Source organism: Croceimicrobium sp. (assembly GCF_965228705.1).
Classification (GTDB): Bacteria; Bacteroidota; Bacteroidia; order Flavobacteriales; family Schleiferiaceae; genus Croceimicrobium.
Genome location: NZ_OZ245832.1, coordinates 3,040,014 through 3,063,214, shown reverse-complemented (window position 1 = coordinate 3,063,214; position 23,201 = coordinate 3,040,014). Strand labels below are relative to the sequence as shown.

Here is a 23,201-nt window from a genome sequence, read left to right as displayed (position 1 = left end):
CAGCCCTTTGAAATCAGATCAAGAAATGCTTCTTAGCTTTGATTAAAGCCTAAGCATGAAAAAGTATCAAACCTTATACGTTGCCGCTTCCCGCCAGCACGTGGGAAAAACTACCTCAACCCTGGGTCTGGCCTATTGCCTGCAACGCCTGGGGATTGATATTGGCTACTGTAAGCCGGTAGGGCAACAATTTGTAGACCTCAATGACCTGAAGGTTGATAAGGACACCATATTATTCTCGGATCTCATTCAATTTGACCTCCATCCCGAAATTCACAGTCCGGTAATTTTAGGTTCAGGAGCCACCACCGATTTTATCGATCACCCTGAAAACTTCAATTACGCGGAGAAAATCCTCAAGGCCAAAGTGGCTTTGGAAAGTCGTAAAGAGCTTACCATCCATGAGGGTACCGGACATCCCGGAGTAGGTTCGGTGGTAAACCTCAGCAATGCCAAGGTGGCCAAAATGCTGGATGCGCAAGTAATCTTTATTGCCGAAGGGGGCGTGGGCTCTACCATTGACATGATTAATATGTGCATCTCCCTATTCCGGGAAGAAGGTGTGCCCATTTTAGGGGTTATCGTAAATAAGGTGCGGGAGGAAAAGATTGATAAGATTCGCCCCTACATCGAAAAATGGCTCAATTCGCAGGGCATTCCTTTATTGGGGATGGTGCCTTATGATCGCACTTTGGCCTGGCCGGTAATGAGCACCGTATGCAAGGCTATAAATGGTACGGTGCGCTCCAATTCGCATGCCTTGCGCAATAAGGTTGCGGATGTTTTAGCCGGAACGGTATTGGATCGCACCAAGCTCGAAAAGCGCGATAATCTATTATTGGTAGTAGGTACCCACCGCCTGGATGAAACCCTGGGTAAGATCTTACACATTAATGCTGAACTGGCGATTGAAGAATGGCCCTTGAGTGGCATTATTGTTTGTGGCGAGGGGGAAATTAGCAGTGAAACCCAGCGGGCCATCGACTATTACCAAACACCTTTAATTCATACCGATTTGGATACCTATGGCGTGGTGCTAAAGGTGAGTCGGATTGAAGTGAAGATTAACCGCGATACCCCCTGGAAGATTAAGCGTGCGATTGATCTGATTGAGCAGAATGTAGATTTGGATTACATCAAAAAGAAAATTTCCTAAAAAAGTAGGAAAACGAATTTTCTCCTATATTTGCCCTCCCAAATTTCGGGGCATTAGCTCAGCTGGCTAGAGCGCTACACTGGCAGTGTAGAGGTCATCGGTTCGACTCCGATATGCTCCACAGCAAAATTGAAGGCACGGTTTCCGTGCCTTTTTTTGTTTGGTAAAGATTCACTCAGTCCTTTTTACTTAGCGTGATAGTTAACTTATTGGGTTGTTGTTTAACCTCCACAATATCACCCTCCATAAAACCCAAATCTGCTAACCACTTCCCTTCAAGCCTTATTTCAGGAACTGTTATATAATCCCATCTTCGAGAACGATGTTTACGATGAACCTTTAATTTCTTGTATCTAATCATAACTTTTCAACCAAATCGATCAAAATCATTTCAACATAAACCTATTTATCACATTGATTAATCAAAATCAAACTTACATAAAGCATTTTGAAGAATCAAATGCTTGCTTTAAAAAGTCAAAGTGAAACCGAGATTTATGTTGGAAACAGCGATATATTGCTCTTGAAATGGCAGAAGAAAGAATAAATCGCATCAAGGAAATCCTGGTTATTCAAGGAAAATCCCAAAAGTGGTTGGCAGAATGTATGAGTAAAACGCCGACTACCATTGCCGCAATGTGCAATAACAAATCGCAACCGCATTTGAAAGACTTAAAGCGAATTGCAGCTATATTAGATGTTGATATTCGGGAATTGCTAGTTCCCACAAAAGAATAATACTTGAATTCAGAATTCCCATACGAAAAACTGTTTTGGCAGCAATTTGAAGACCTTACGATAAAGGTCTGTCAAAATATACTTGGAATTGGTGCGAAGAAGTTTGCAAATGGCAAGGACGGCGGGAGAGATAGTCGATTTACTGGGAAATCAGAAAGATTTCCTTCCAGCAGTGAGCCGTGGAATGGCAAATGGATTATTCAAGCTAAACACACTGAAGTTAACACTGCAAGTTGTTCCGATACTGACTTTTCAGGCGGGAGTAAGAGTAGTACTGTAAGTAAAGAAATAGTGCGCCTCAAAAGGCTTATGACGGAGGATCCATTTGATAATTATCTTCTATTCACAAACAGAAAAAATCCAGCGAACAAGGATCATGAAATTATTACTAGGATAAAAAATGAAGTTGGCATTTCAAATGTGGATGTAATTGGTAAAGAGCAGTTAGGAACATATATTACTGATGAAATTGCGGATCAATTTGATCTTAAAAAGTATATCCTTCCCTTCCGCTTTTATGAGAAAGACATACAGGAGGTCATACTTTTGTTTCATAATCAGCAAGCCTCCATCGCTATTGACACTTCCGAAATTACCGGGAAATTTGATCATTTAAGCAAAAAGGATAAGAATAATCTAAATAGACTAACAGAGGGATATTTTAAGTATATCAAATCACACTCCCTTCAACATTTTGCAAAGATTGAATCATTTTTAAAAGATCCTCGGAATTTGCATTATGCAAATTTCTATAACAATACAATAAGTGATTTACAAGGAAAAATAATTATAAAGCGGAGTGATTTTGCCGCTTTTGACGAAGTCATTGAACATGTCTCTTCAATAATTCTTGAGTCAAACTTTGAGAAGTTAAAAGACTATCGGAGATTAATTAGAGTATTCGTACATTTTATGTACTGGCAATGTGATATTGGTGCAAAAGAATGATAAGACCACATAAATATCTTGATGTCAATAATTCTGTTCTAAGTGTTGGCGCGGAAGTTCTGAAGCTTTTGCAGGAGAATCGGGTTGTACGGGTAAGTGACATCGAGAACGCAATTAAAGATAGAAAGGGCGACAAGGCATTGGCTTTGCTAATGCCATCACTTAACCTATTATATGCTCTAAGCAAGATTGAATATCATCAAAAAATTGATTCGATAGAGTATCTCCAATGAAACTAAGTAAGATATACTCGTCTGACGAAAAGTTTAAAACCGTCCTCTTTAATGAAGGGCTGAATGTTATATTGGCCAAAGTCAAGCAAAAAAAAGACTTGTCAAAAGACTCGCATAATCTTGGAAAGTCTACACTAATTTCAGTGATAGACTTCTTGCTCTTGAAATCTTTAGACAAATCCCACATCTTCAAACAGTATGAAGTTAAATTTAGAGATCACGTTCTGTTCTTAGAAGTTCTTTTGAATGAAGGGGAGTATATGACTATTAAAAGATCAGTTGCAACTCCTACCAAGATTGCTTTTAAAATTCATGAGAATAAGCATCAAAACTTTATTGATGAGGCAAATTGGGATGAACCGGCTCTACCATTCAATAAGGCAAAAGCATATCTTGAGGAAAAAGCTGGTTTCGATGTAATCCCTAATTGGCCCTACAGGAAAAGTGTAACATATTTTTTACGATCCCAAGAAGATTATAGAGATGTTTTTCAACTCGCGAAATTTTCAGCAGGTAAGGATGTTGATTGGAAGCCGTTTCTTTTCGATTTACTGGGCTTCGATGGTGATCTGTTACGAGATAAATATGAATTAGAATCAGCAAAGGAAAGGCAAAAAGACCTTATCAAAGAGTTTAAAGACAAGCTCTCCGTTGATCCAGAGGAATTAGATAAAATTAGAGGTGCGATTGAACTAAAAAAGGACGAACGGAATGAGCTACAAGGTGAAATCGATAGCTTTAATTTTTATCACAGAGAGAGAAAACTGAATAAAGATTTAGTTGAGAATATTGAATCTCAGATTGCAGAACTTAATTCTCGTGAGTACGACCTTCAATATGAATTAGATCAAATAAATTCGGCCCTAAAAACAGAAAGCATACAGAAATTCGATGATGTTAGAGCAATCTGGGAAGAAGCTAAGTTGGTTTTTCAAGACGCGATAATCAAAGAATACGAACAGCTTGAAGAGTTCAATCGGAAAATAACAAAAGAACGCACCGACTACTTATCTGACCGCTACAAAGAATTATCAGTGGGACTAAAAAACGTACACAAAAGTTTGAAGGAGCTTGATGTAAAACGCTCAGAAGTTCTTTCGGTTTTGAGTGATCGAGATTCTTTCCGAAAGTTTAAAAAGTATCAAATAGACATTTCTAAAGTTGAAGCTGAACTTGCCAGACTTGAAGAGCAATTAAAGAACATTGACAAAATAGATGTTTTCAACAAAGCGATAAAGGATATTGAGGACAAGGTAGATGACATTAAAGATCAGATAAAATTACAAATCGAGGCTTCCGATAATAAAATGTATCCAGAAATTAGAAAGAATTTCAGGAATATCATCAAATATATCGTTAACAATCCTGCCATTCTATATATTGTTACAAACTCAAATGGGAATGTTGAGTACAGGGCAGAAATCCAAAGTGAGGATGAAATTGAGATCACTGCGGACGGTAAAGGGTTTAGTTATAAGAAATTCCTGTGTATGGCTTTTGATTTAGCGGTGCTAATGGCCTACAGCAAAAATTCATTCTTCAGATTTGTTTACCATGATGGGGCGTTGGAGAGCCTTGATAATCGAAAGAAAGTGAATTTTATCAATAAGGTTCGAGAGGTGTGCGAAAAAAATGGATTACAATACATTTTCACTTCAATTGAAGACCACCTACCAGTTGGAGTTCATTTTTTAGATGAAGAGATTGCCGTTGAATTTGATGATTCTGGAGATGAAGGAAAACTATTTGGCATGAGTTTTTGATCCTACTGATGTAACAAGCAGCCAAAAAGAAAAAGTAACCATTTCAACCTGCTTAATATCACCTCGAAAATCAAGTAGCTCAAAAAATACCCTCATCCTTCCTACCTTAGGGCCTCCCAATTTCCCCTATGCGTCTCAAACACCTTTTCCTTCTGCTCCTACCCTTTAGCTTAATCAGCCAAAGCAGCCTTATTTGGTCCGAAGATTTTAGTAATGGCATACCTTCTACCTGGTCGCAGCCCGCTAGCAATGGAGCGGCCAATTGGGAATACCGCGGTGCGAATACTAATCCTAACCAGAGTATTGGCAGTCGTGGTGCTTATTCCCGCGGACTGAATGGTGTTCCCGGTCCGCCCATCAATAGCCCTAGTGCCAGCAATGGCTTTATGATTTTCGATTCCGATTATTTGGATAATGGCGGTAGTACCCAACGTGGAATTGGCATCGCTCCTGCTCCGCATCGTGGTTTATTGCAAACGGGGGTAATCAACTTAAGTGCCCATCCCAATGTGCTGCTTAAAATGCTGTCCCTGCACTATTGCTTCAGCTCCAAGCTTTACCTGCTCTGCTCCCGCGATGGAGGTCAAAGTTTTAGTGATTCTATCCTCATTAATCCCCTGCCTTCCGCTTTGAGCTATTCGCCTCCGAGCGATACTTTGGAGATTAATCTGAGTCAGCAATTAGGTGGAGCCTCCCAGGCGGTAATTGCCTTCGCCTTTGATGGGCGCTTTACCGATGCATTTGGAAACCAGAGCTACCATTATTGGATGATTGATGATTTGGAACTGCATGATGGCCCTGTCAACAGTATGGCCTTTTGCCCTTCGGCCGAAAACGGGCGCCCCATTTCAGTTTCCCTCTTTGGGCATGCAGGGCAAAAGCATCATCTGAAATCCATTCCCCAGCGTTTTGGCAAAGACTTTATCGCCGCTGCCTCTATAGTAAATAATGGCAGTGCCAATCAGGCCAATGTATACCTGAAAATGGCGGTGGTATCACCGAGCATAGGACAGGTAATTCTGCGTAAAAGTCAAAAAATTGGCACCCTGGCCGCTGGGGATACACTCAAATTCGACACCCTTTTTATTCGCCAGGATCTCCCCTGGTATGCTAGCAATTACGATCTGCATTTTTGGGTCTACAGCGATGCGATAACCGGAGCCCAAGCACCTCATTATATAGAATATGCCGGCTTTGAAATTACCGAAAACCTATTGGCACCCTTAGGAGATTTCGGCCTCTATCAATCGCTAAGCCTACCTCAATCCGGAAGCGGGGGTATCGATAAAATTGCAGTGCCTTTTTACCTTCCTCAGGTAGACCCCGAATTGAGCAATCAATTAAAAGTGGCCATCAAAGGGGTGCGCTTAAACTATTACCGTACTGGAATTCCAAATGGCGATAGTATTAAAGTGGATTTTTATGCGGATGCTGATTTTTCACCTACCGCAGGTATTAGTAGCGGTGCCAGCCCTATTTTCAGCGATACCCTGCCCAGTAATTTTGTGCGCTTCCCCAGCCCGGTATTGGTAGACACCGGACATTATTGGCTCCTGGTTGAAGTTATAAATACCAATGCCCCATCGCTATCCATACGCTATCAACAAAGGCGAGAATCCGGTGAAGCCTTGCCTGCCCATTTTTCGGGAGGCAGCTGGTCCCAAAACTGGAATGGCCTCCCCACTCCAGAGCATTTTAATATCTCTTTGATGACGGATAGCCTGAACTGTCCTCGACGCAGTATTTACCATGCTGAATTTTGTGATACTGGCCTCATCTATGTTCCGCTTCTCAATCAGTTTATTAGTCAAACCGGAACATTTTACGATACCACCGGCATGGGAAGCTGCCCAACCCACACCCAGTACATGATTACGGTTGAAAGACCTCATGTAGATACCTTAAACGTAAACACCTGCGGCCTGCTCTATCGTGGTCCTTCCGGTACCCAGTACATCGGCCCGGGTTTGCATCGCGATCGCGTGGCCTTAAACGGACAAAACTGCGACAGCATTTACTATATCAATCATCAGGTAACTGCGCAACATTCTGAGATTCGGATTGTAAGCTATTGTGGAGCTTATTACCAAAGTTCCTGGGGAGAGAAGTTTTATCAAAGTGGCTTGTACCAGCACTATATTCCGGATAGCCTTAGCTGCGATACGGTAATCTTGCTCGACCTGGATTTAACGCCGGTTAATGTTGGCTACCAAATCATTAATAATGGAACGGCAGTTCAGGCCTTAGAGCCCAATGCCACTTATCAATGGCTAGACTGCGATCTGAACAGGCCGGTTGGCGGAGCCCAAAGTCGAATTTATGAACCCTATTATGATGGCAATTTTGCCTTGATCGTAAACAATGGTTTTTGTGCCGATACCAGCGAGTGTTTTAGTTTGGCCACCACCGGAATTCGAGAGCTCAGTAAAGATGGGATCAAGGTATACCCCATCCCCAGCCAAGAGCGACTCTTTCTAGAGATTAGTCCGGAATGGCGCCAGAGCAGCTATCAACTCAGAGACCTGCAAGGCCGGGTTTTAAAGGCAGCAGAACTAGGTGAAAACTTAAATCAAGAGCTTAAATTACAGGTTCCTAAAGGAGTCTATGTTCTGCAAATCCAAAAAGGCAGCAAAGCACTAAGCTTCCGAATACTAGTTGATTAAACCTCAGCTTTAGATAATTATCCCTCCTATTTTCTTGGCGTCTAGCTTAGTTTAATACATTTATCTTTTAACCCTAATTCTCTGCACATGAAAAATCTGCTAAGCTTTTTGGCTTTGAGCCTATCCTTTGGATTGCTCGCTCAATCCGAACTCGAGCCTACCCTGAGTGAATCTACCTACACCGTCCCAAGCCATTCATCGCAATGGCGTGCCGAAGACGGACCCGAACAAATTATTTGGAGCGAAGACTTCAGCAATGGTATTCCAAGCAGCTGGACTCAAAACAGCAGCACGCCTAATGCCCTTTGGGAATATCGAGGCCCCTCCACCACTCCCAGTAACAGCATGGGTTCCCGTGGGAATTTCTCCGGAGTACATAATGTCCCTCCTTCCAATATGCCTTTGACCAGTAGCACGGGCAGCAATGGATTTGTGATTTTCGATTCCGATTTTCTGGACAATGCTGGTACTTCCACCTTTGGATCGGGAGCGGCCCCTTCACCACACTGGGGAGGCTTAATATCAGACACCATCGATCTTAGCGCTTATCCTAATGTGAGTCTGATCTTCGAATCCTATGCGCGACGCTTTCATGCCGAATTTAAAATTGCCCTCTCTACTAATGCGGGACAAAGCTTTTCGGATACTATCGAAATTTATCCATTATCCCAGATTCCATTGAATTCCAGTACCACGAACGGAGTGCTAACCAGCCTTAATCTTTCCACTTATATCGGAGGCCAGGATTCGGTGCAAATCCAGTTCCTTTTTAACGGTGATACAGATAATAGCGCCAGCACCGATGGTTATTACTACTGGATGCTGGATGATATCCGCATAGAAACCAGCTCGGCACACAGCCTGAAAATAGTTGCCGCCGGAGGCAATAATCCTCAGGATTTAATTTTCAATCCCAGCCTTCCAGATTACCCCATTTACGGCACGCTGCATCAGGATCAAATTGTACCTATTGCCGGAAATATCAGTGTGATGAATGATGGCACTGCTAGCCAAAGTAATGTGAAATTGCATATCGAGGTAATTGAAGAAATCAGTGGACAAGTGGTGCATACCATGGTTTCTCCTCTGGGCTGCAGCACTTTATTGCCGGGCGACACTTGCTATATCAACAATTTAGAAACCGGTACCTGGACTCCTCCCAATGCACCGGCGCGCTATAGCCTGGTTTATAAAGTATTCAGTGATTCCTTGCAAGGCAGCAATGCCTATGTGAGTGCTGACACCTTCCATATTCAAGTGAGTGAAGACAGCTACAGTTTGTCCTCAGGTACCATCAGTAATTATGTGGGAACCAATTCGGCTGTTCCGGATATGATTGCCAATGGGATACTCTTTAGTCTCGAAAATGAAGATCCCGATAGTGTGGGCTCTAACAATGTTTATATAGACGGGGTAGAACTATTCTTGAGTACGACCAGCGATCCAACGGCGGTTATTAGCCTGGAGATTTATGATACGGCCGGATTCCAGTTCATCAACGGATTTCCTGGCGGAACCCTACCAGTTTACAGCAAGAACTTCAACCTAAGCAGCTCCATGTTGGGCCAAAAGAGCTTTTTCTCCTTCGAAACCATCACTCCTACAGACACCTTCCCCTTGGCCCTGAATACGGGCTCCTACTTTTTAGTAATGACTTATTTCCCCAGCTCCGGTGGAGTTGTCCGTGTGGCGAACGATGCCAGTTGGGAGCAACCCGGAATGGCTTCCGTAATGCAATTATCCAATGGCAATTGGTTCCGTCGCTTCTCCTCCAGCCGCACTTTTGAATCCCCACATATCAGTTTAAGAATGGCCCTTAACACACCCTATTGCGCACCTTTACGCGATAGCGTCTACCTGAGCAATTGTACCGGCCAGCCTATCACTTCACCAAGCGGATTCAACACCTATTATCAGACTGGGGTTTACCTGGATACCATTCCAGGCACCACTACTTGCGACAGTATTATTACCGTATTTGCCGATATCAACAGCCCCACCAATGACACCCTCAATCCATTGGTATGTGATGGAAGCTATCAAGATCCCCTTGGTAATCCACTAACTGCTTCTGGAACTTATATCTATACTTTCAGCAGTCAGGCTGGATGTGATTCGATCCTGACCATTAACCTGACCGTTGGCAATAGTACTGCGGCCAATGACACTATGGAAGTAGAAGTTTGTGATGGCAATTACCGCAGTCCATCTGGGCAGCTCTATACCCAATCGGGTTTTTATGTGGATACCCTGCCCAATTTAGCAGGCTGCGATTCCTTGATTCCGATTGATCTTCAGATTACGCATATCAATACTACCGTCAATACCATTCTTAATGGTACCGGCTTAGTGGCCAATCAGGTGAATGCACAGTACCAATGGTACGATTGCAGCAATAATGGCTTCCAGGCAATGCCGGGTGATACCAATCAAATCTTTACACCTCAGCAAAATGGACAATACGCAGTAGTAATTCAAATGGGGACTTGCCAGGACACCAGCGACTGTACCTTGATTGAGGATATTGGACTAGCTAGCAGCAAATATTTGGACTTCGCATTATTCCCAAATCCCAGTCAAGGCCTGATACATATTGAAGGTCTCGAAAATGAAAATTACTCCCTTGAAATTCACGACATACAAGGACGAAAGGTTTTTGAGCAGGATATAAAGGGCGCTGATAAAATGGAAATCGACCTGAGTCATCTTAACAAAGGTCTTTACCAAATCACTTTGAAAAAGGCCCATCAAAACGGGCATCAGATACTATTGCTCGACTAAAACTCACTAACAAAATTCAATTGAAAGCCCTGTTAATTCGATTAGCAGGGATTTTTTTTATGGGCTTTCGCCCAATGAGCCCTAAGCAGCTCTACTATAGCCACTAATGGTTTAAGCCACCATTAGCTCAAAAGAATTAGCAAGCGCTAAAGCTCTGTTAGTAGCCTCCTACGCTTTTTCTCAAAAACGCTTTTGGTACATTTAACCAAAAGAACTACATTTGATTGCTCTAATAATTGTTAAACCTACAGTTATTAGCCTGCAACTTCAATACAACTGATTGAAATTGAACCAATTAAATTAAAATGAAGCAAGTGTACCGCAAGGCACTACGCCCGCTCCTAAGCGCAGTGCTTGTCCTTAGTTCTTTTGCTTTAGCCGCCCAGGAAGTCAACATTTCCGGTCAGGTTAAAGAAGCCAATGACGGCCCTACCATCCCGGGGGTAAACATTAGCATAAAAGGCAGTCAGGAAGGAACCACCACCGACATGGACGGGAACTACAGCATTAAAGCACAGAAAGGCCAAACGCTGGTCTTCTCATTCGTAGGCTTCAAAACCATCGAAATTCAAGTAAATGAATCGCGGACTTTAGACGTCGAAATGACCGAAGAAGCCGCCCTCCTCAATGAAATTGTGGTAGTAGGTTACGGCTCAGCCACCAAAAAGGAAATCACTGGGGCTGCCGCCAAGGTAGAAGGGGCCGAACTCAAAAAACTCAATATCTCCCGGGTAGATGCCGCCTTACAAGGGCAAGTTTCGGGGGTTACCATTAATACCAATTCGGGTTCACCGGGTGGGGCCAGTAGTATTCGTATACGTGGTCTTTCCACCTTTGGCGATAATGACCCCCTGATTTTGGTAGATGGTATTGTTTACGATTCTGAAGGCCTGAATGCTTTGAACCCCAATGATATCGAATCGGTAAACGTATTGAAAGACGGTACCGCCGGTATTTATGGGGTACGTGCTGCCAATGGGGTTATCATCATCGAAACCAAAAAAGGAAAACTCAATTCTAAACCGCAAATTGAATTCAGCGGTTTCTACGGCATGCAAAGCACTGCCCGTCAGCTTAGTCTATTAAATGCCACCGAATACGCCGTTATTAAAAACAATGCTTTTTTAAACGGAGAACAGACTCCGCCTTTTGCCAACACTGCTTTAGGAGAGGGAACAGATTGGCAAGAGGCGGTTTTTCAAAATGCCCCTATCGAATCTTATAACATCAGCATTAATGGCGGTAATCAAACTACCCGCTATTCGATTGGCGGATCTTACTACAATCAGAATGGTATTGTAGGAGGTGATAAAGCCAACTTCCGTCGCTATAATGCCCGGGTAAATGTTTCCTTCGACATGAATGAAAAGCTGCGCCTAAACAGCGTTTTGCTTTATACCAACGAAGCGCGCAGCACCCTGGCCGAAAACGGCATTGGCTCGGTTCTTTACAATACCATTAACGCCTATCCTACCGAACCTATCCGCCAGGATAATGGTCGTTTCAGCTATTTGGATTTGGTGAATGATATCATCAATCCTCTGGCACAAATGGAAAACACCTACAACCGCTCTAACACCAACAAATTTGTAGGTAAGGAGGAATTGGTGTACACCATTAACGAAGACTTCACCCTTACCAATCGCTTCAACTATAATGTGGCTTTGGTAGATGGCAAAACCTTCTCTCCCCTGGTGTGGTACGGCCCCGGTAAAGCGCAAAACACCGCCGCCAACGAAGATCTGGATGCCCCGATGGTAGAAATTGCCGACAGCGTATTCTTAGAGCGTGGCGCTAGTGTGTATGAAAACCGTGATACCTATGTTGATCTTACCTACGAAGGTTTCTTGAACTACGATCATACCTTCAACAAAATTCACAAGGTAAAAAGCACCTTAGGGGTATCGGTATTTACCCGCAGCGGAAACGGCCTTAATGCCACCGCTTACAATATCCCCAATAACTCGATTGACTTTGCCGACATCTCCGCTAACCAGGCCGATGGCGGCTTTTTAAATAATGCCGGATCCTTCGAATACGAAGAGCGCCTGCTTTCTTCATTCCTGCGTGCTGAATACAGCTTGCACAATCGCTATTTATTCTCCGCCATCGTACGTCGGGATGGCTCTTCCAAATTCGGAGCCAATAATCGCTGGGGTATTTTCCCTGCCTTCTCCGGAGCCTGGATTTTTAGTGATGAAGTGTTTTGGGAAGGCTTGAATCTGGATTGGATGGATTTCGGCAAACTGCGGATGTCTTACGGTATTTCCGGTAATGACCAAATTCCCAACTTCGCCTACCGTGCCCTGCTCAATGGCGAGGGTGTATACATCCTCAATGATATTATCACCAGTGGAGTAGCCATTGGTCGTGGTTCTAACCCCGACTTGAAATGGGAAACCACTCATCAGTTTAATGTGGGCCTCGATTTCAATTTCTTGAGAGATCTGAGTTTCACTTTCAACTACTTTGTTAAAAATACCCAGGACCTTCTGTTCCAACCTGCAGTATCTGCCTTGCTCGGAACTTATGGTGCCGGCGGTTATCCCCCTTATGTAAATGCCGGCGACGTTTCGAACCGCGGTATGGAATTCGAATTGGGTTACCATAGCAATCCTACACGTCCCTGGGTTTTTGACGCCAATTTAAACCTGACCACCCTTAAAAACGAAGTGGTGCGCGTACCCGATGGCGTTGACTTTATTCCCGGTGCTTCCTTTGGTGTTGGTGGCGTAGTAGCCACTCGTTTCGAAGTAGGTCAGCCGATTGGTTATTACATTGGTTATGAAACCGACGGAATCTTCCAAACTCAGGCCGAGATTGACAATGCCAGCGTTACTCAAGCGGGTGCCAAGCCTGGAGATCTGCGCTTTGTAGATCAAAATGGTGATGGTAAAATCAATTTCAGCGATGACTCAGATAAAGTGAAAATTGGTTCTCCAATTCCAGACCTTACCATCGGCTTTAATTTTAATGTACGCTACAAAAGCTTTGATTTATCAGGTAACGTATACGCCGCATTGGGTCAGGAAATCATCCGTAACTACGAGCGTCAGCAACCCTATGCCAACCAATTGAACTACGTAATTAACCGTTGGAACGGTGCCGGCTCTACCGACATCTATCCTCGCGTTACTACCGGAAGCACACGTAATACGGTATTCTCTGATTTCTACGTGGAGGATGGTTCCTTTGTGCGTTTGCGAAATATCCAATTTGGTTATACTCTGCCTAAAAAATGGCTAGGTGGCGCCAAAGTGGAATCCTTACGGATTTACATCAGTGCCAATAACCTCTACACCTTAACCAATTACCTGGGTTATGACCCGGATATCGGAAACTTTGGAGGTACACTAGCGGCTGGGGTCGACTATGGTTTTTACCCACAGGCCCGCACAATTATGGGTGGTTTTAACCTGAAATTTTAAAAGGAGATCATCATGAAATCAACAAGACTTTTTTTAGCCCTTTTCTTAATCCTGATTTCTTTTTCTTCTTGCGAAAAGTATCTGGATGTGCAACCTGCCTATGCTCAGGATGCGGAAAACTATTTTAACTCCGAACAAGATTATGAGTTGGCCCTGATTGGTGCTTACGATCTTTTGCAAGCTTCTTACCTCACCCAATGGATTGGCGAAATCGCTTCTGATAATTCCATTGCCGGTGGTGAATCGGTAACCGACACCGAAGGTTTGCATGAAATCGATCAAATGAACCACGATGCGGTTAATAATGAACTGCGCGACATCATGCGCTTTAATTATGCCGGTGTTGCGCGTTGCAACTACATCATGGAGTATAAAGACAAAACCAGTTTCGAAGGCAAAGAAGTAATCATCGGGGAAACCCGCTTTTTACGCGCCTATTATTATTTCGAATTGGTACGTTATTTCGGCGCCATGCCCCTGATTATCGATAAGCGCATTGGTGCGGAAGAAGTAACCACCCTGGATCGTAATAGTGCCAGTGAAATCTATTCTCAGATTGAAAGCGATTTGCAATATGCCGTGAATAATCTTCCCTGGAACCAACCGGTAAAAGGTCGGGTGGATAAAGGTGCTGCCCTTTCTCTCTTAGGAAAGGTTTACCTCTATCAAAACAAATTTGGACAGGCCGCTACGGTTCTAGATCGCGTGGTTAACGAAGGTCCTTACAGTTTGATGGGTAATTTCGAAGACCTTTGGTTTGCTGCCAATGAAGACAATTCGGAGACTGTATTTGATGTAGAATACTCCAATTTAGAAGGGGGTAGCTACGATTGCCTCATCTGTTTGGAAGGTAATGCTGCGGCCGGCTTCAATGGCATTCGTCAGTACGAAGGTCCTTATTATGCCGATGGCAACTCTTATAATCTACCTACTGCCAAGCTCTACAACAGTTTCGACCCTAATGATCCGCGTAGAGATGCATCAGTGTTAAACCTGGATTCTTTCATTAACCTCCAGCCCGATCCCGGTTCTATCAGTTATGCAACTGGTGGCGGTGGCCATACAGGATACTACAATAACAAGTACATCAAGCGTAAATCGGAATTGGGTTTACCGGATGATGACCTGACCAGCCCCTTGAACTATAAGGTAATTCGCTATGCGGATGTGCTATTGATGGCGGCAGAGGCCCATAATCGCAATGGCAACGATCCTCAAGCTCTTATTTATGTTAATGAAGTACGGAATCGAGTAGGCCTGGGACCTTTAAGTTCGGGAGGAAATACCCTTACTCAGGAAATTTGGCAAGAGCGCAATTTCGAATTGGCAGGTGAAGGGCATCGCTTCTTTGACCTGGTAAGAACCGGACAAGCGGCCAATGAAATTGACGGCTTTGTAAGCGGCAAACACGAAGTATTCCCCATTCCACAGGTGGAAATCGACCTCAGCGGTGGTAACTGGAATCAGAATCCCGGCTATTAAAGAATATTAAAACAGTCTAATAACTACTAAACCTCAAATAATGAACGTTAAATCCATTTTCTCAAAAACAAGCCTTTGGATAAGCATGGGCTTGCTTGTGGTGGCTTCTGCTTGTAAGGAAGATGATGAGCCTACTTTAGGCCAACCACCTAGCCAGGCTGATGCAGCCTTTACCTATCAGGCCTCGGCCAGCAACGATAACATCATCGAGTTTACCGCCTCGAATTCCTCACTGGCTGCCAGTTGGGATTTCGGAAATGGCTCTACCGGATCAGGAAGCAATGTAACGGCAACCTATCCCTTTGCCGGTAGCTATGATGTAACTCTTACCGTGCAAAACTCCGGTGGTAGTGCCTCCAGTACTCAAACTATTGTAATTGCACAGGATGACCCTAGCTTAATCAATAATCCACTTTTTGCCCTCCTTACCGGAGGCTCCAGCAAAACCTGGGCGGTAGATTCTGCTAGTGCAGCTCACTTCGGTGTTGGCCCTGATCCTATTGGTGCCGCAGGTCGTTACCCAGAGTGGTATGCCGCTCAAGCTAATGAAAAAGCGGGCGCTGATATGTACAATGACCGTTACACTTTCCACCTTAATGGCTTTGGTTTCGACCAGGTTACGGGTGGCGGCGTATATGTAAATGCAGAGCATGCCGGTATCGCTCCTTTTGATGATACAGTTGCTTCTCCGGTAGCAGATTATATTGCCACCTTCCCCGATCAAATGGGTGAAACCTGGACTTTAGACGACAGCGGTAGCGATACTACCTTAACCATTAGTGGTGATGCCATGATTGGCTACTGGGCCGGTACTCGCACTTACACTGTAATTAGCCTGGAAGAAAATGAATTGTGGTTAAGCTTTGTAGATACCAAAGCCAGCAATCCTGCGCTAACCTGGTATATTCGTTTAGTTCCTGAAGGATACAACAGTAATCCTAATCCGGCAGAAGATCCTAACCTTCCTTTAGATTTCGAAAGTGTAGAACCTACCTGGACTACCTTCGGAAATGGTGGCTACCAGTATATCGCTAATCCCGATATGAGCGGCATCAACACCAGCAGCAAAGTGATGGAGGTAACCCACGGAAACGAAACCTGGGCGGGTCAGTTTGTGAACTTGAAAGACAATCTGGACTTCAGCGCTCAAAGCATGATTAAACTTAAAGTTTGGGCTTCTGATACCGGTACCTTCCGTTTAAAATTAGAAGACAAAACCAACTCTAACAATTTCGTAGAGGTAGATGCTCATATTACTCAAACCAATACCTGGGAAGAGTTGAGCTTCGACTTTACAGGAGCGGCCGCGGACTTTGGTCGCTTGGTAATCTTCCCCGGATGGGGCATTACCACTGCCGACGTATTCTATGTCGACGACATTAAACAAGAGTAAGTTCCGATAAATTGGGGTGGTATTTTGCCACCCCTTTTTTTCCTATCCAAAAAAACACTGAAATGAAGCAGATTCGCTTTTTACTAATAGGACTATTAAGCCTCAGCCTTTGGGGCTGCGGGGATGATAGCTCCTCTACGGTAGAGATCATTCGACCGACCAATTTGCGAATGGACCTCAATGTTTCCAATAGCACCGAAGGTTTGGTTGAAATAAGCATGACAGCCAATTTCACCAATTATTATCGCGTCTTTATTGAAGAAGGCAGCAAGACCGTAATTCTGGATAGTCAGGATGGACAAGCTTCCTACACCTTCAGCGAAAGCGGTACCTATACCATTCGCGGTCGGGCCTATGCCAGTTTCGAGTACTATACCGAAGTAATAGATTCGGTAAGCGTAGAAGTAAGCTCCGGTGGTGGCGGAGGCGGTGGCGGTATCCCTACCACTGGTTATACTACACCCCTAACATATCCCGGATACACTCTGGTATGGAATGATGAGTTCGAAGGCAGCAGCCTTTCCAGCGACTGGACCCATGAAATTGGCACCGGTACCAATGGTTGGGGCAATAATGAACTGCAGTACTATCGTGCCGAAAATACTGAAGTGAAAGACGGCTACTTAGTAATTACCGCTAAAAACGAAACTTTTGGAGGTCGCAATTATACTTCCTCACGTATTGTAACCCGCGGGATGCAAAGCTTTAAATACGGTCGTATCGACATTCGTGCAGCCTTACCTGAAGGACAAGGTTTATGGCCTGCCCTTTGGATGCTGGGCGATAATTTCAATACGGTTGGTTGGCCTGCTTGTGGCGAGATCGACATTATGGAAATGGTAGGTGGAAATGGACCCAATCGTGGGGATGAATACTGCTTTGGCACCGTGCACTGGGATAATAATGGCACTAAAGCTGATTTTGGTGGTTCCATCCGTTCTACTTCCGGTAAGCTATCGCAGGAGTTCCATGTGTATTCTCTGGTTTGGGATGCCAATGCCATTACCTGGTATTTTGATGATACCCAATTCCATCAAATTGATATTACGCCTGCGGCTCTGAGCGAGTTTCAGGAAAAATTCTTCTTCATCTTTAACGTTGCCGTGGGAGGCGACTGGCCTGGCAGTCCTAATGCCAGCACCGTTTTTCCGCAACAGATGGCAGTAGACTATGTTCGGGTTTTCCAATAAATCGGAATCCGAAAAACAATCAAAGAAAGCGCCTTAAGGGGCGCTTTTTTTATGCTTTACAAAGACTTATAAGGTGGTAGTAAGGCGGAGTCCTGTAGACTTTCCCCATTACCTTGATGGCTTTTCCGAATAGGATTTCCAGCCCGACTTAATCCTTCAAAGAGACCTTGATCCACCAAATCCCAAATGGGCATTTTCGCTTGTCCGTCTACCGTGAATAAACCAAAGTGATTTTCGGAACCCGCTGGGTTTTGCCCATCTTTCCAGGGCTCATCAAAGGCTTCAAAATAAAAGCAAGACATCCCTAAGGAATCGGCCATTTTGCGCAGCCCCTGATAATAGAGCATTTGCTTATACTCATCGGCCGCATGCGAGCCATTATCGCCATAAAGGTGATTATCTCCACTGGCCCAGCCACTTTCGCCAATATGGATTTCCTTATCCAAACCCAGCGACTCCACATAGGAGGCCACCGCAGTCAATTGACTTTGCACCCGATCCAAAGCTTTTTGAATGGCGGCATTTATCAAGGAATCCTTCTTAAGGCTATCCGCACTAGCTTCCAATTGCCACCATTGCGGATTGTAATGGCTATCGTGAAAAGGATAGGAATGTACACTGAGATAATCTACTGCTGCGATTAAGGAATCCAGGGCCGGCACATGATATTCGGGCCCTTCCCCACCCCAGGAGGCGAAATTATCGGAAGTGCTAATCCAAAGATCATCGGCTAAAATCCCTTCGGCTTTAAGCCCTTGTAAACGCTGCACCCATTTTAAAACAATGCGCGGATGCACGTGATAACTAGCCGCCCAATGCACCATCGACTCGTTTCCTACCGCAATTACTTTAACAATATCCGGATACTGCTGCGCCAAACGAATGGCCTGATCAATTTCGGCCTTGTTCTCCTTTTCATCGCCTTTTAAATGCTGCGGATTATCCGTCCAGGCACCCTCGCATTGTATCCAGGCCCCCAGCATTACATACATTTCAAAATTGGGGTCTTCGCTCTTCATTTCGCTTATCGCCGCCAATAAACGCGGGGCATGCTCATACAGGCGAGCATGATAAGTGCGTAGAATTCGAATTCCCATGGCATGAAGAATCTTTAGATCCTCCTTTAATTCTGCCTTGCTTGGCGCCTGAGATCGATCTACATTTCGATAGCCACCATAGGCTATGGCCTGATAATCGGGGTTGCCAAGTATGGAGGCCGCATTAGTGGTCTTAGGCTGATCACAGGCCGAAAAAGCGAGTAGGGCAAAGCCTAATAAGCCCGCCTTAAGAGCCTTAGTATTTGCGTAAAACAATTTTGAAAGTCGCTGATTTTCCATCCTTGTTAAGCTTTAAGAAGTACAAGCCTTCCGCTCGGCCTTCTAAATTAATTTCTCCTTTTCGGCCTTGTAACACCTTTTCCAGGATTAGCTTTCCGCGAAGGTCATACACGCGAATATGCGCTCCGGCTTCTATAAGGTCAATGTAAAATTGGTCTGTGCTGGGATTGGGATAAACTGCAATTTGTTTCTCCCAATTTTCAACCAGACCTATATCACTACAAGTACCTACCACATAACTGTCTTTATTGGCCGAATTGTTTCGTTCCCCGGCTCCCGGATAAGAGTAGGTATAGTAGAAATAAATCAGGTCACCCTTATTCGCATTAAGCTGGTAGGGCTGATTGGGGGTAACCGGATAACCCGGCAATGCCCCTGGATTAGTGCCATAATACAGAATACAAGTAGGCACACCTACTCCCGCTTGAGAAGGAATAAAGGTTAGGCTAGGATTAGTATCATCCGAAGAAAACTTCCAGGAAAAATCCCCATTATGACTGGTTCCTTCACAGGAAGGTGCGGTATCTATCTGTAAACTTAAGGGCGCCGACCAGGCTGAATCGCCCAAATAATCATAGGCTAATAAGCGCCATTGCGCCGGGCCTAATTGAGCCGTCCAATTCAAATTATAAGGGCGGCTGTTAAAGCTTTGCACAAATTGCCCATTGAGGTAAAAATCCAGCTTTTGAATGCTATCATTTAAGTCATTAGCCGTAGCCTGTAGCGTTATCGTTTCACCCTCCACAAATCGTGAACCCTGAGCCGGACTTAAAAAGGCAGCGGTAGGCGGAACATTGCTATTATCCCCCACAATTACATAAACTTCATCCTGATCCGAATGCGAACCATTATCCACTTCCAGGCGGTATTTATAAACCCCTTTTTGTAGGTTTTGAAGGGAACTTATGGCCATAGTCGCATTGCTGGGGCTGGCCGCCGATGGACCATAAAGCTGCGTCCATTGATAGGTCAAGGGATTGGAGGCCGGACTAAAGCTCGCACTACCATCTAAGCTCGCTTGATTTTGAGGCCATACTATCATTTGCACCGGACCCGCATCGGCTACCGGCTGACCATAGGCCAATGGACCCTTAAACTGAAAATCGAGTTCTCCCAGATTGAACTCTCCGTTCTCGATATAAATCCGCAGCATCTGCTCTCCTGATTTCAAAGGCACATTGCTTATGCTCTTGGTGGCCCAGGTATCCCAACCACCGGTTTGACTAAAGCTTATGCCCGAAGCCACAATTTGCCCATCCGACTCCAAACGCATCGGGCCACCGCCAGCAGAATTGTCCGAGGCATAGCGGATATCTACATCATAAAGACCGGCCGTTTGTACATCCACTGTAAATTCCAACCATTCGCCGGCATTTAGCCAACCAATAACCGGACCTTCGCTAGGGTGATTCGTAGCGTCTACCCACTCACTGAGTCGGAAATCACCTTGATTATCCGGACTTAAGTCGAGATAGCTTATTTCATTCGCAAAACCACCTTCAAAAAGATCGTATTCGCCAGGCCAAATACTGCCGGGAATTAAAGCCGGGCTGCCGCTAAAAGGCACTTGCTCTCCCACTACAATCTTTAGCAAATTAGAAATGGCACAATTGCCACCCTGGTACATCTGCACATAAAAGCTGTGGATGCCGGCTTCCAGGCTATCTACCGTAAACTGATAGGGTGCCTGCTGCAGGCTGGTGATGCTATCTTCATTTTGATAGAGCACCATATAATCGGGACTGCCCTGTTGCAGATTAAAGCTCAAATGAGCCGTGCCCCAGGTATAAGCTCGGTCAAATAGGGTGCTTAATTCACCTTCCAGATTTACATCCATAGAAGTGGCCAATTTACCCGGAGCTACCGTTAATTGATAGCCGTCTGAGAATTGAACACTTAGGCTGGAGCTCCCGTAATTCTGGGCTACGTAAATACGATTGCCATCACCCTGAAAAGCTGCAGCCAGAGGATGATCTGCCGTTACTGTCGCATCGGGGGCACCCAATACCTTAAGGCTATGCAGCCAATAATAAGTTTGGGCATCCGAAACCCCGAATTTCAAAGATCGATTTGGATAAGAATCATAGAGATTCAAGGCCTTATCTGGATCGCTAAAAGCGAGATACTGCCACATTACATCATGCCAGAGGTTCACATTGGGAGCATTGCTAAGAATTCCGGTGTTCTGCTCAATTTCTGACCACAGGGTATTATGATAATTCAGATTATGACCCAAGTAGAGGGAACCGCCGTGAATAGGATAAAGCTCAATGCCATAGGAGGCGGCAATATCTGCCGTCCAAAAAGTGCCATTATCATAGCTATTGCCCCAAACCCTCGACACCAAAGAGTATTGCTGGTTAGCACCAAAATTCCGCTGATACATATCGAACCAATATTCTTCTACCGCCGATTGCTCAGTGGTATAGAGGTAAATACCCAAATCGCGAATAGAATCATTACCGGTAACCGCTCCCCAATGAATAAGGGAGGAATTAAACTGCATACTCTCGGAGGTAGATTCCTGATCATTCCCTTGTGGGAAGCTGGCAAATCCATTGGCCCAGCAATGCCCGGCATAAGGGCTGAAGTTTCGCAAATAAGGAAAGAGATTATCACTGCGATTACTACTGGCCGCATCACGCACCAGCATGTCAATCATCGGCCCCCAATTAGCGGCCCAGCCCGGCTCAAACTGCTCTACAAAGGAAGCTGCATGGATAAAATAACCCCAGTGGAAATGGTGATCATTAATGTTTGCATCCTGACCATGGCCGGCCGGATAGCCAATTAATGCATCCCAGGTTTGATTGTAATAAAAGAGGAATGCCACCTCGCCAGATTGGTAGGAAAGCCAATCTTCCAGGCGCTCTTTCACGGTTTTTAAAATGCTATTCAGGGCGGAGGTATCACCCACCTGCTCTGCAATTCGCGCCGTTTGGATTAAGCGATTCATCGCCTGACCTTCATTATAGGAGTCGGTCCAAGTGGCTAATCCTTCGTTTTTAAGTAGATCTACCTTCTCCTGCAATTTCCCAGGGTCGAAGGAATTGCTGTGGCAATGCACATTAGGTAAGGTGGGTAAAATGCCGTAAAAAGTATTTTCTACCGCAAAATGATTGCCCTCCATTAACTTCAAATCCCCACGAACCGTGCTGTACACATGATTGGTATTTATCTGGCTGGAGCCGGCTAAATTCGCCCAATGATGCGGTAAAAGGCCTTGGAGCATTAGACTGTCATTGCCTTCCATTATTTCCGTTTGCACCGTAAAATCAGTATGCACGATGGAGGTCTGTTCATTGTATTGCCAATCGGCCTGGCAGTGCTTGGGGAATACAAAGGCGTACTTCTTTAAATCGCTGGCTTTTTGGTCGGGATTGCCCCCCGGAGGAATAAAGAGCAAAGACCAATAATCATTGCCATTTAAGCTGGAGGTATAGGTAGATCCATTTTGCTGCCAGCTGGAACCGGAAGGTCCATAGATCACAAAATCAGCGCCATTACGGACTCCTTTCACAATTAGGAAGGAGCCCGAATCGGTAACCGCTCCCTGATTAATATTGATTTCTACGGTACTGTTTGCATCCTTATTGAAATATAAAAATGGCATGCCAATACCGGTGCGGGCTTGTAAATGATGGGTCCCACTTTGCCAGTCGAGGCTAATCATCCAATCATCGTGATCGGCCACATTAGCGGCGTTGGCATTCAAACCCGTCAATCCAATTTGCACCGGTTCAATATTGTCGATAGGCCCCCAGGGAATATAGGTGGCCACCAAACCTTGGTTGATGGTTTTTAGGGTAAAGGGATAATTAAAGAGATTGGAAGAATGCGCATTTTTCACTTTATGTGACCACCACTCATTGGTTGGCACCGGTTTATTGGCCGCATTGCCCGTTACAAAGGGCGTTCCGGAGGGATAGCCATTTCGGCCGGCCGCATCGGTACCCGGAAAATTGGTGGTATAAGAGCCTTGACCTTTTTGCACTACCTGAGCCTGAAGCAGACTTCCGAGCAGCATCAAAGAGCCAAGCACTCTACGGGCGAGCGAAGTAGTCTTAGTCATAATCAGCGTATTTATTC

Annotated in this window: 14 protein-coding genes and 1 tRNA gene; 12 read left to right on the top strand and 3 right to left on the bottom strand. The window is 44.7% G+C overall.

Annotated elements, in window-relative coordinates; genetic code table 11:
• The first annotated feature begins 55 nt into the window (after positions 1 to 55).
• Both ACO05P_RS13710 and ACO05P_RS13705 read left to right on the top strand, forming a co-directional pair.
• Positions 56 to 1,156, top strand: coding sequence for an AAA family ATPase (locus ACO05P_RS13710; protein WP_421751670.1), 1,101 nt, complete (start codon positions 56 to 58; stop codon positions 1,154 to 1,156).
• Positions 1,157 to 1,203: 47 nt separating this feature from the next.
• Positions 1,204 to 1,277, top strand: a tRNA-Ala gene (locus ACO05P_RS13705).
• A gap of 54 nt (positions 1,278 to 1,331) precedes the next feature.
• On the opposite strand, the gene ACO05P_RS13700 is transcribed toward ACO05P_RS13705, so the two are convergent.
• Positions 1,332 to 1,517 carry a SymE family type I addiction module toxin gene (locus ACO05P_RS13700; RefSeq protein ID WP_421751669.1) on the bottom strand — a complete coding sequence of 62 codons (186 nt, stop codon included), beginning with the start codon at positions 1,515 to 1,517 and terminating at the stop codon, positions 1,332 to 1,334.
• A 167-nt stretch (positions 1,518 to 1,684) separates the two neighbouring features.
• Here ACO05P_RS13700 and ACO05P_RS13695 point away from each other — a divergent pair, with 167 nt between their 5' ends.
• From ACO05P_RS13695 to ACO05P_RS13650, 10 genes are all read left to right on the top strand, one after another.
• A complete protein-coding gene (locus ACO05P_RS13695) occupies positions 1,685 to 1,894 on the top strand; it encodes a helix-turn-helix transcriptional regulator (RefSeq protein ID WP_421751668.1) in 210 nt (69 codons plus the stop codon).
• Positions 1,895 to 1,897: 3 nt separating this feature from the next.
• The gene (locus tag ACO05P_RS13690) at positions 1,898 to 2,842 is read left to right on the top strand and encodes an ABC-three component system protein (RefSeq protein ID WP_421751666.1); all 945 of its coding nucleotides are present in this window, start codon (positions 1,898 to 1,900) and stop codon (positions 2,840 to 2,842) included.
• Positions 2,839 to 3,075 (top strand): ABC-three component system middle component 8, encoded by a 237-nt coding sequence (locus tag ACO05P_RS13685; RefSeq protein ID WP_421751665.1) that lies wholly within the window; start codon positions 2,839 to 2,841, stop codon positions 3,073 to 3,075. Before ACO05P_RS13690 ends, ACO05P_RS13685 begins: the two co-directional genes overlap by 4 nt.
• Positions 3,072 to 4,838, top strand: coding sequence for a DUF2326 domain-containing protein (locus tag ACO05P_RS13680; protein ID WP_421751664.1), 1,767 nt, complete (start codon positions 3,072 to 3,074; stop codon positions 4,836 to 4,838). Before ACO05P_RS13685 ends, ACO05P_RS13680 begins: the two co-directional genes overlap by 4 nt.
• Positions 4,839 to 4,966: 128 nt before the next feature.
• On the top strand, positions 4,967 to 7,501 hold the full coding sequence (locus ACO05P_RS13675) for a T9SS type A sorting domain-containing protein (RefSeq protein ID WP_421751663.1): 2,535 nt from the start codon (positions 4,967 to 4,969) through the stop codon (positions 7,499 to 7,501).
• An 87-nt stretch (positions 7,502 to 7,588) separates the two neighbouring features.
• On the top strand, positions 7,589 to 10,282 hold the full coding sequence (locus ACO05P_RS13670; RefSeq protein WP_421751661.1) for a T9SS type A sorting domain-containing protein: 2,694 nt from the start codon (positions 7,589 to 7,591) through the stop codon (positions 10,280 to 10,282).
• A 305-nt stretch (positions 10,283 to 10,587) separates the two neighbouring features.
• Entirely contained in the window at positions 10,588 to 13,710 is a 3,123-nt protein-coding gene (locus ACO05P_RS13665; protein ID WP_421751660.1) for a SusC/RagA family TonB-linked outer membrane protein, read from the top strand.
• 12 nt (positions 13,711 to 13,722) lie between these two features.
• The gene (locus ACO05P_RS13660; RefSeq protein ID WP_421751659.1) at positions 13,723 to 15,192 is read left to right on the top strand and encodes a RagB/SusD family nutrient uptake outer membrane protein; all 1,470 of its coding nucleotides are present in this window, start codon (positions 13,723 to 13,725) and stop codon (positions 15,190 to 15,192) included.
• Between the two features lie 40 nt (positions 15,193 to 15,232).
• On the top strand, positions 15,233 to 16,585 hold the full coding sequence (locus ACO05P_RS13655; RefSeq protein WP_421751658.1) for a PKD domain-containing protein: 1,353 nt from the start codon (positions 15,233 to 15,235) through the stop codon (positions 16,583 to 16,585).
• 62 nt (positions 16,586 to 16,647) lie between these two features.
• A complete protein-coding gene (locus ACO05P_RS13650) occupies positions 16,648 to 17,775 on the top strand; it encodes a glycoside hydrolase family 16 protein (protein ID WP_421751657.1) in 1,128 nt (375 codons plus the stop codon).
• Between the two features lie 56 nt (positions 17,776 to 17,831).
• Here the strand turns inward: ACO05P_RS13650 and ACO05P_RS13645 are convergent, their stop codons facing one another.
• Both ACO05P_RS13645 and ACO05P_RS13640 read right to left on the bottom strand, forming a co-directional pair.
• Positions 17,832 to 19,112, bottom strand: coding sequence for a glycosyl hydrolase family 17 protein (locus tag ACO05P_RS13645; protein WP_421751656.1), 1,281 nt, complete (start codon positions 19,110 to 19,112; stop codon positions 17,832 to 17,834).
• Complete coding sequence (locus ACO05P_RS13640; protein WP_421751655.1) at positions 19,069 to 23,184, bottom strand: glycosyl hydrolase; 4,116 nt, start codon at positions 23,182 to 23,184, stop codon at positions 19,069 to 19,071. The genes ACO05P_RS13645 and ACO05P_RS13640 overlap by 44 nt, the downstream gene beginning before the upstream one ends.
• Positions 23,185 to 23,201: the final 17 nt, after the last annotated feature.

Excerpts from the sequence above, each read along its gene's own strand:
- ACO05P_RS13710 (WP_421751670.1), top strand. The coding sequence starts at position 56 with ATGAAAAAGTATCAAACCTTATACGTTGCCGCTTCCCGCCAGCACGTG.
- ACO05P_RS13700 (WP_421751669.1), bottom strand. The coding sequence starts at position 1,517 with ATGATTAGATACAAGAAATTAAAGGTTCATCGTAAACATCGTTCTCGA.
- ACO05P_RS13695 (WP_421751668.1), top strand. The coding sequence starts at position 1,685 with ATGGCAGAAGAAAGAATAAATCGCATCAAGGAAATCCTGGTTATTCAA.
- ACO05P_RS13685 (WP_421751665.1), top strand. The coding sequence starts at position 2,839 with ATGATAAGACCACATAAATATCTTGATGTCAATAATTCTGTTCTAAGT.
- ACO05P_RS13680 (WP_421751664.1), top strand. The coding sequence starts at position 3,072 with ATGAAACTAAGTAAGATATACTCGTCTGACGAAAAGTTTAAAACCGTC.
- ACO05P_RS13675 (WP_421751663.1), top strand. The coding sequence starts at position 4,967 with ATGCGTCTCAAACACCTTTTCCTTCTGCTCCTACCCTTTAGCTTAATC.
- ACO05P_RS13670 (WP_421751661.1), top strand. The coding sequence starts at position 7,589 with ATGAAAAATCTGCTAAGCTTTTTGGCTTTGAGCCTATCCTTTGGATTG.
- ACO05P_RS13665 (WP_421751660.1), top strand. The coding sequence starts at position 10,588 with ATGAAGCAAGTGTACCGCAAGGCACTACGCCCGCTCCTAAGCGCAGTG.
- ACO05P_RS13660 (WP_421751659.1), top strand. The coding sequence starts at position 13,723 with ATGAAATCAACAAGACTTTTTTTAGCCCTTTTCTTAATCCTGATTTCT.
- ACO05P_RS13655 (WP_421751658.1), top strand. The coding sequence starts at position 15,233 with ATGAACGTTAAATCCATTTTCTCAAAAACAAGCCTTTGGATAAGCATG.
- ACO05P_RS13650 (WP_421751657.1), top strand. The coding sequence starts at position 16,648 with ATGAAGCAGATTCGCTTTTTACTAATAGGACTATTAAGCCTCAGCCTT.
- ACO05P_RS13645 (WP_421751656.1), bottom strand. The coding sequence starts at position 19,112 with ATGGAAAATCAGCGACTTTCAAAATTGTTTTACGCAAATACTAAGGCT.
- ACO05P_RS13640 (WP_421751655.1), bottom strand. The coding sequence starts at position 23,184 with ATGACTAAGACTACTTCGCTCGCCCGTAGAGTGCTTGGCTCTTTGATG.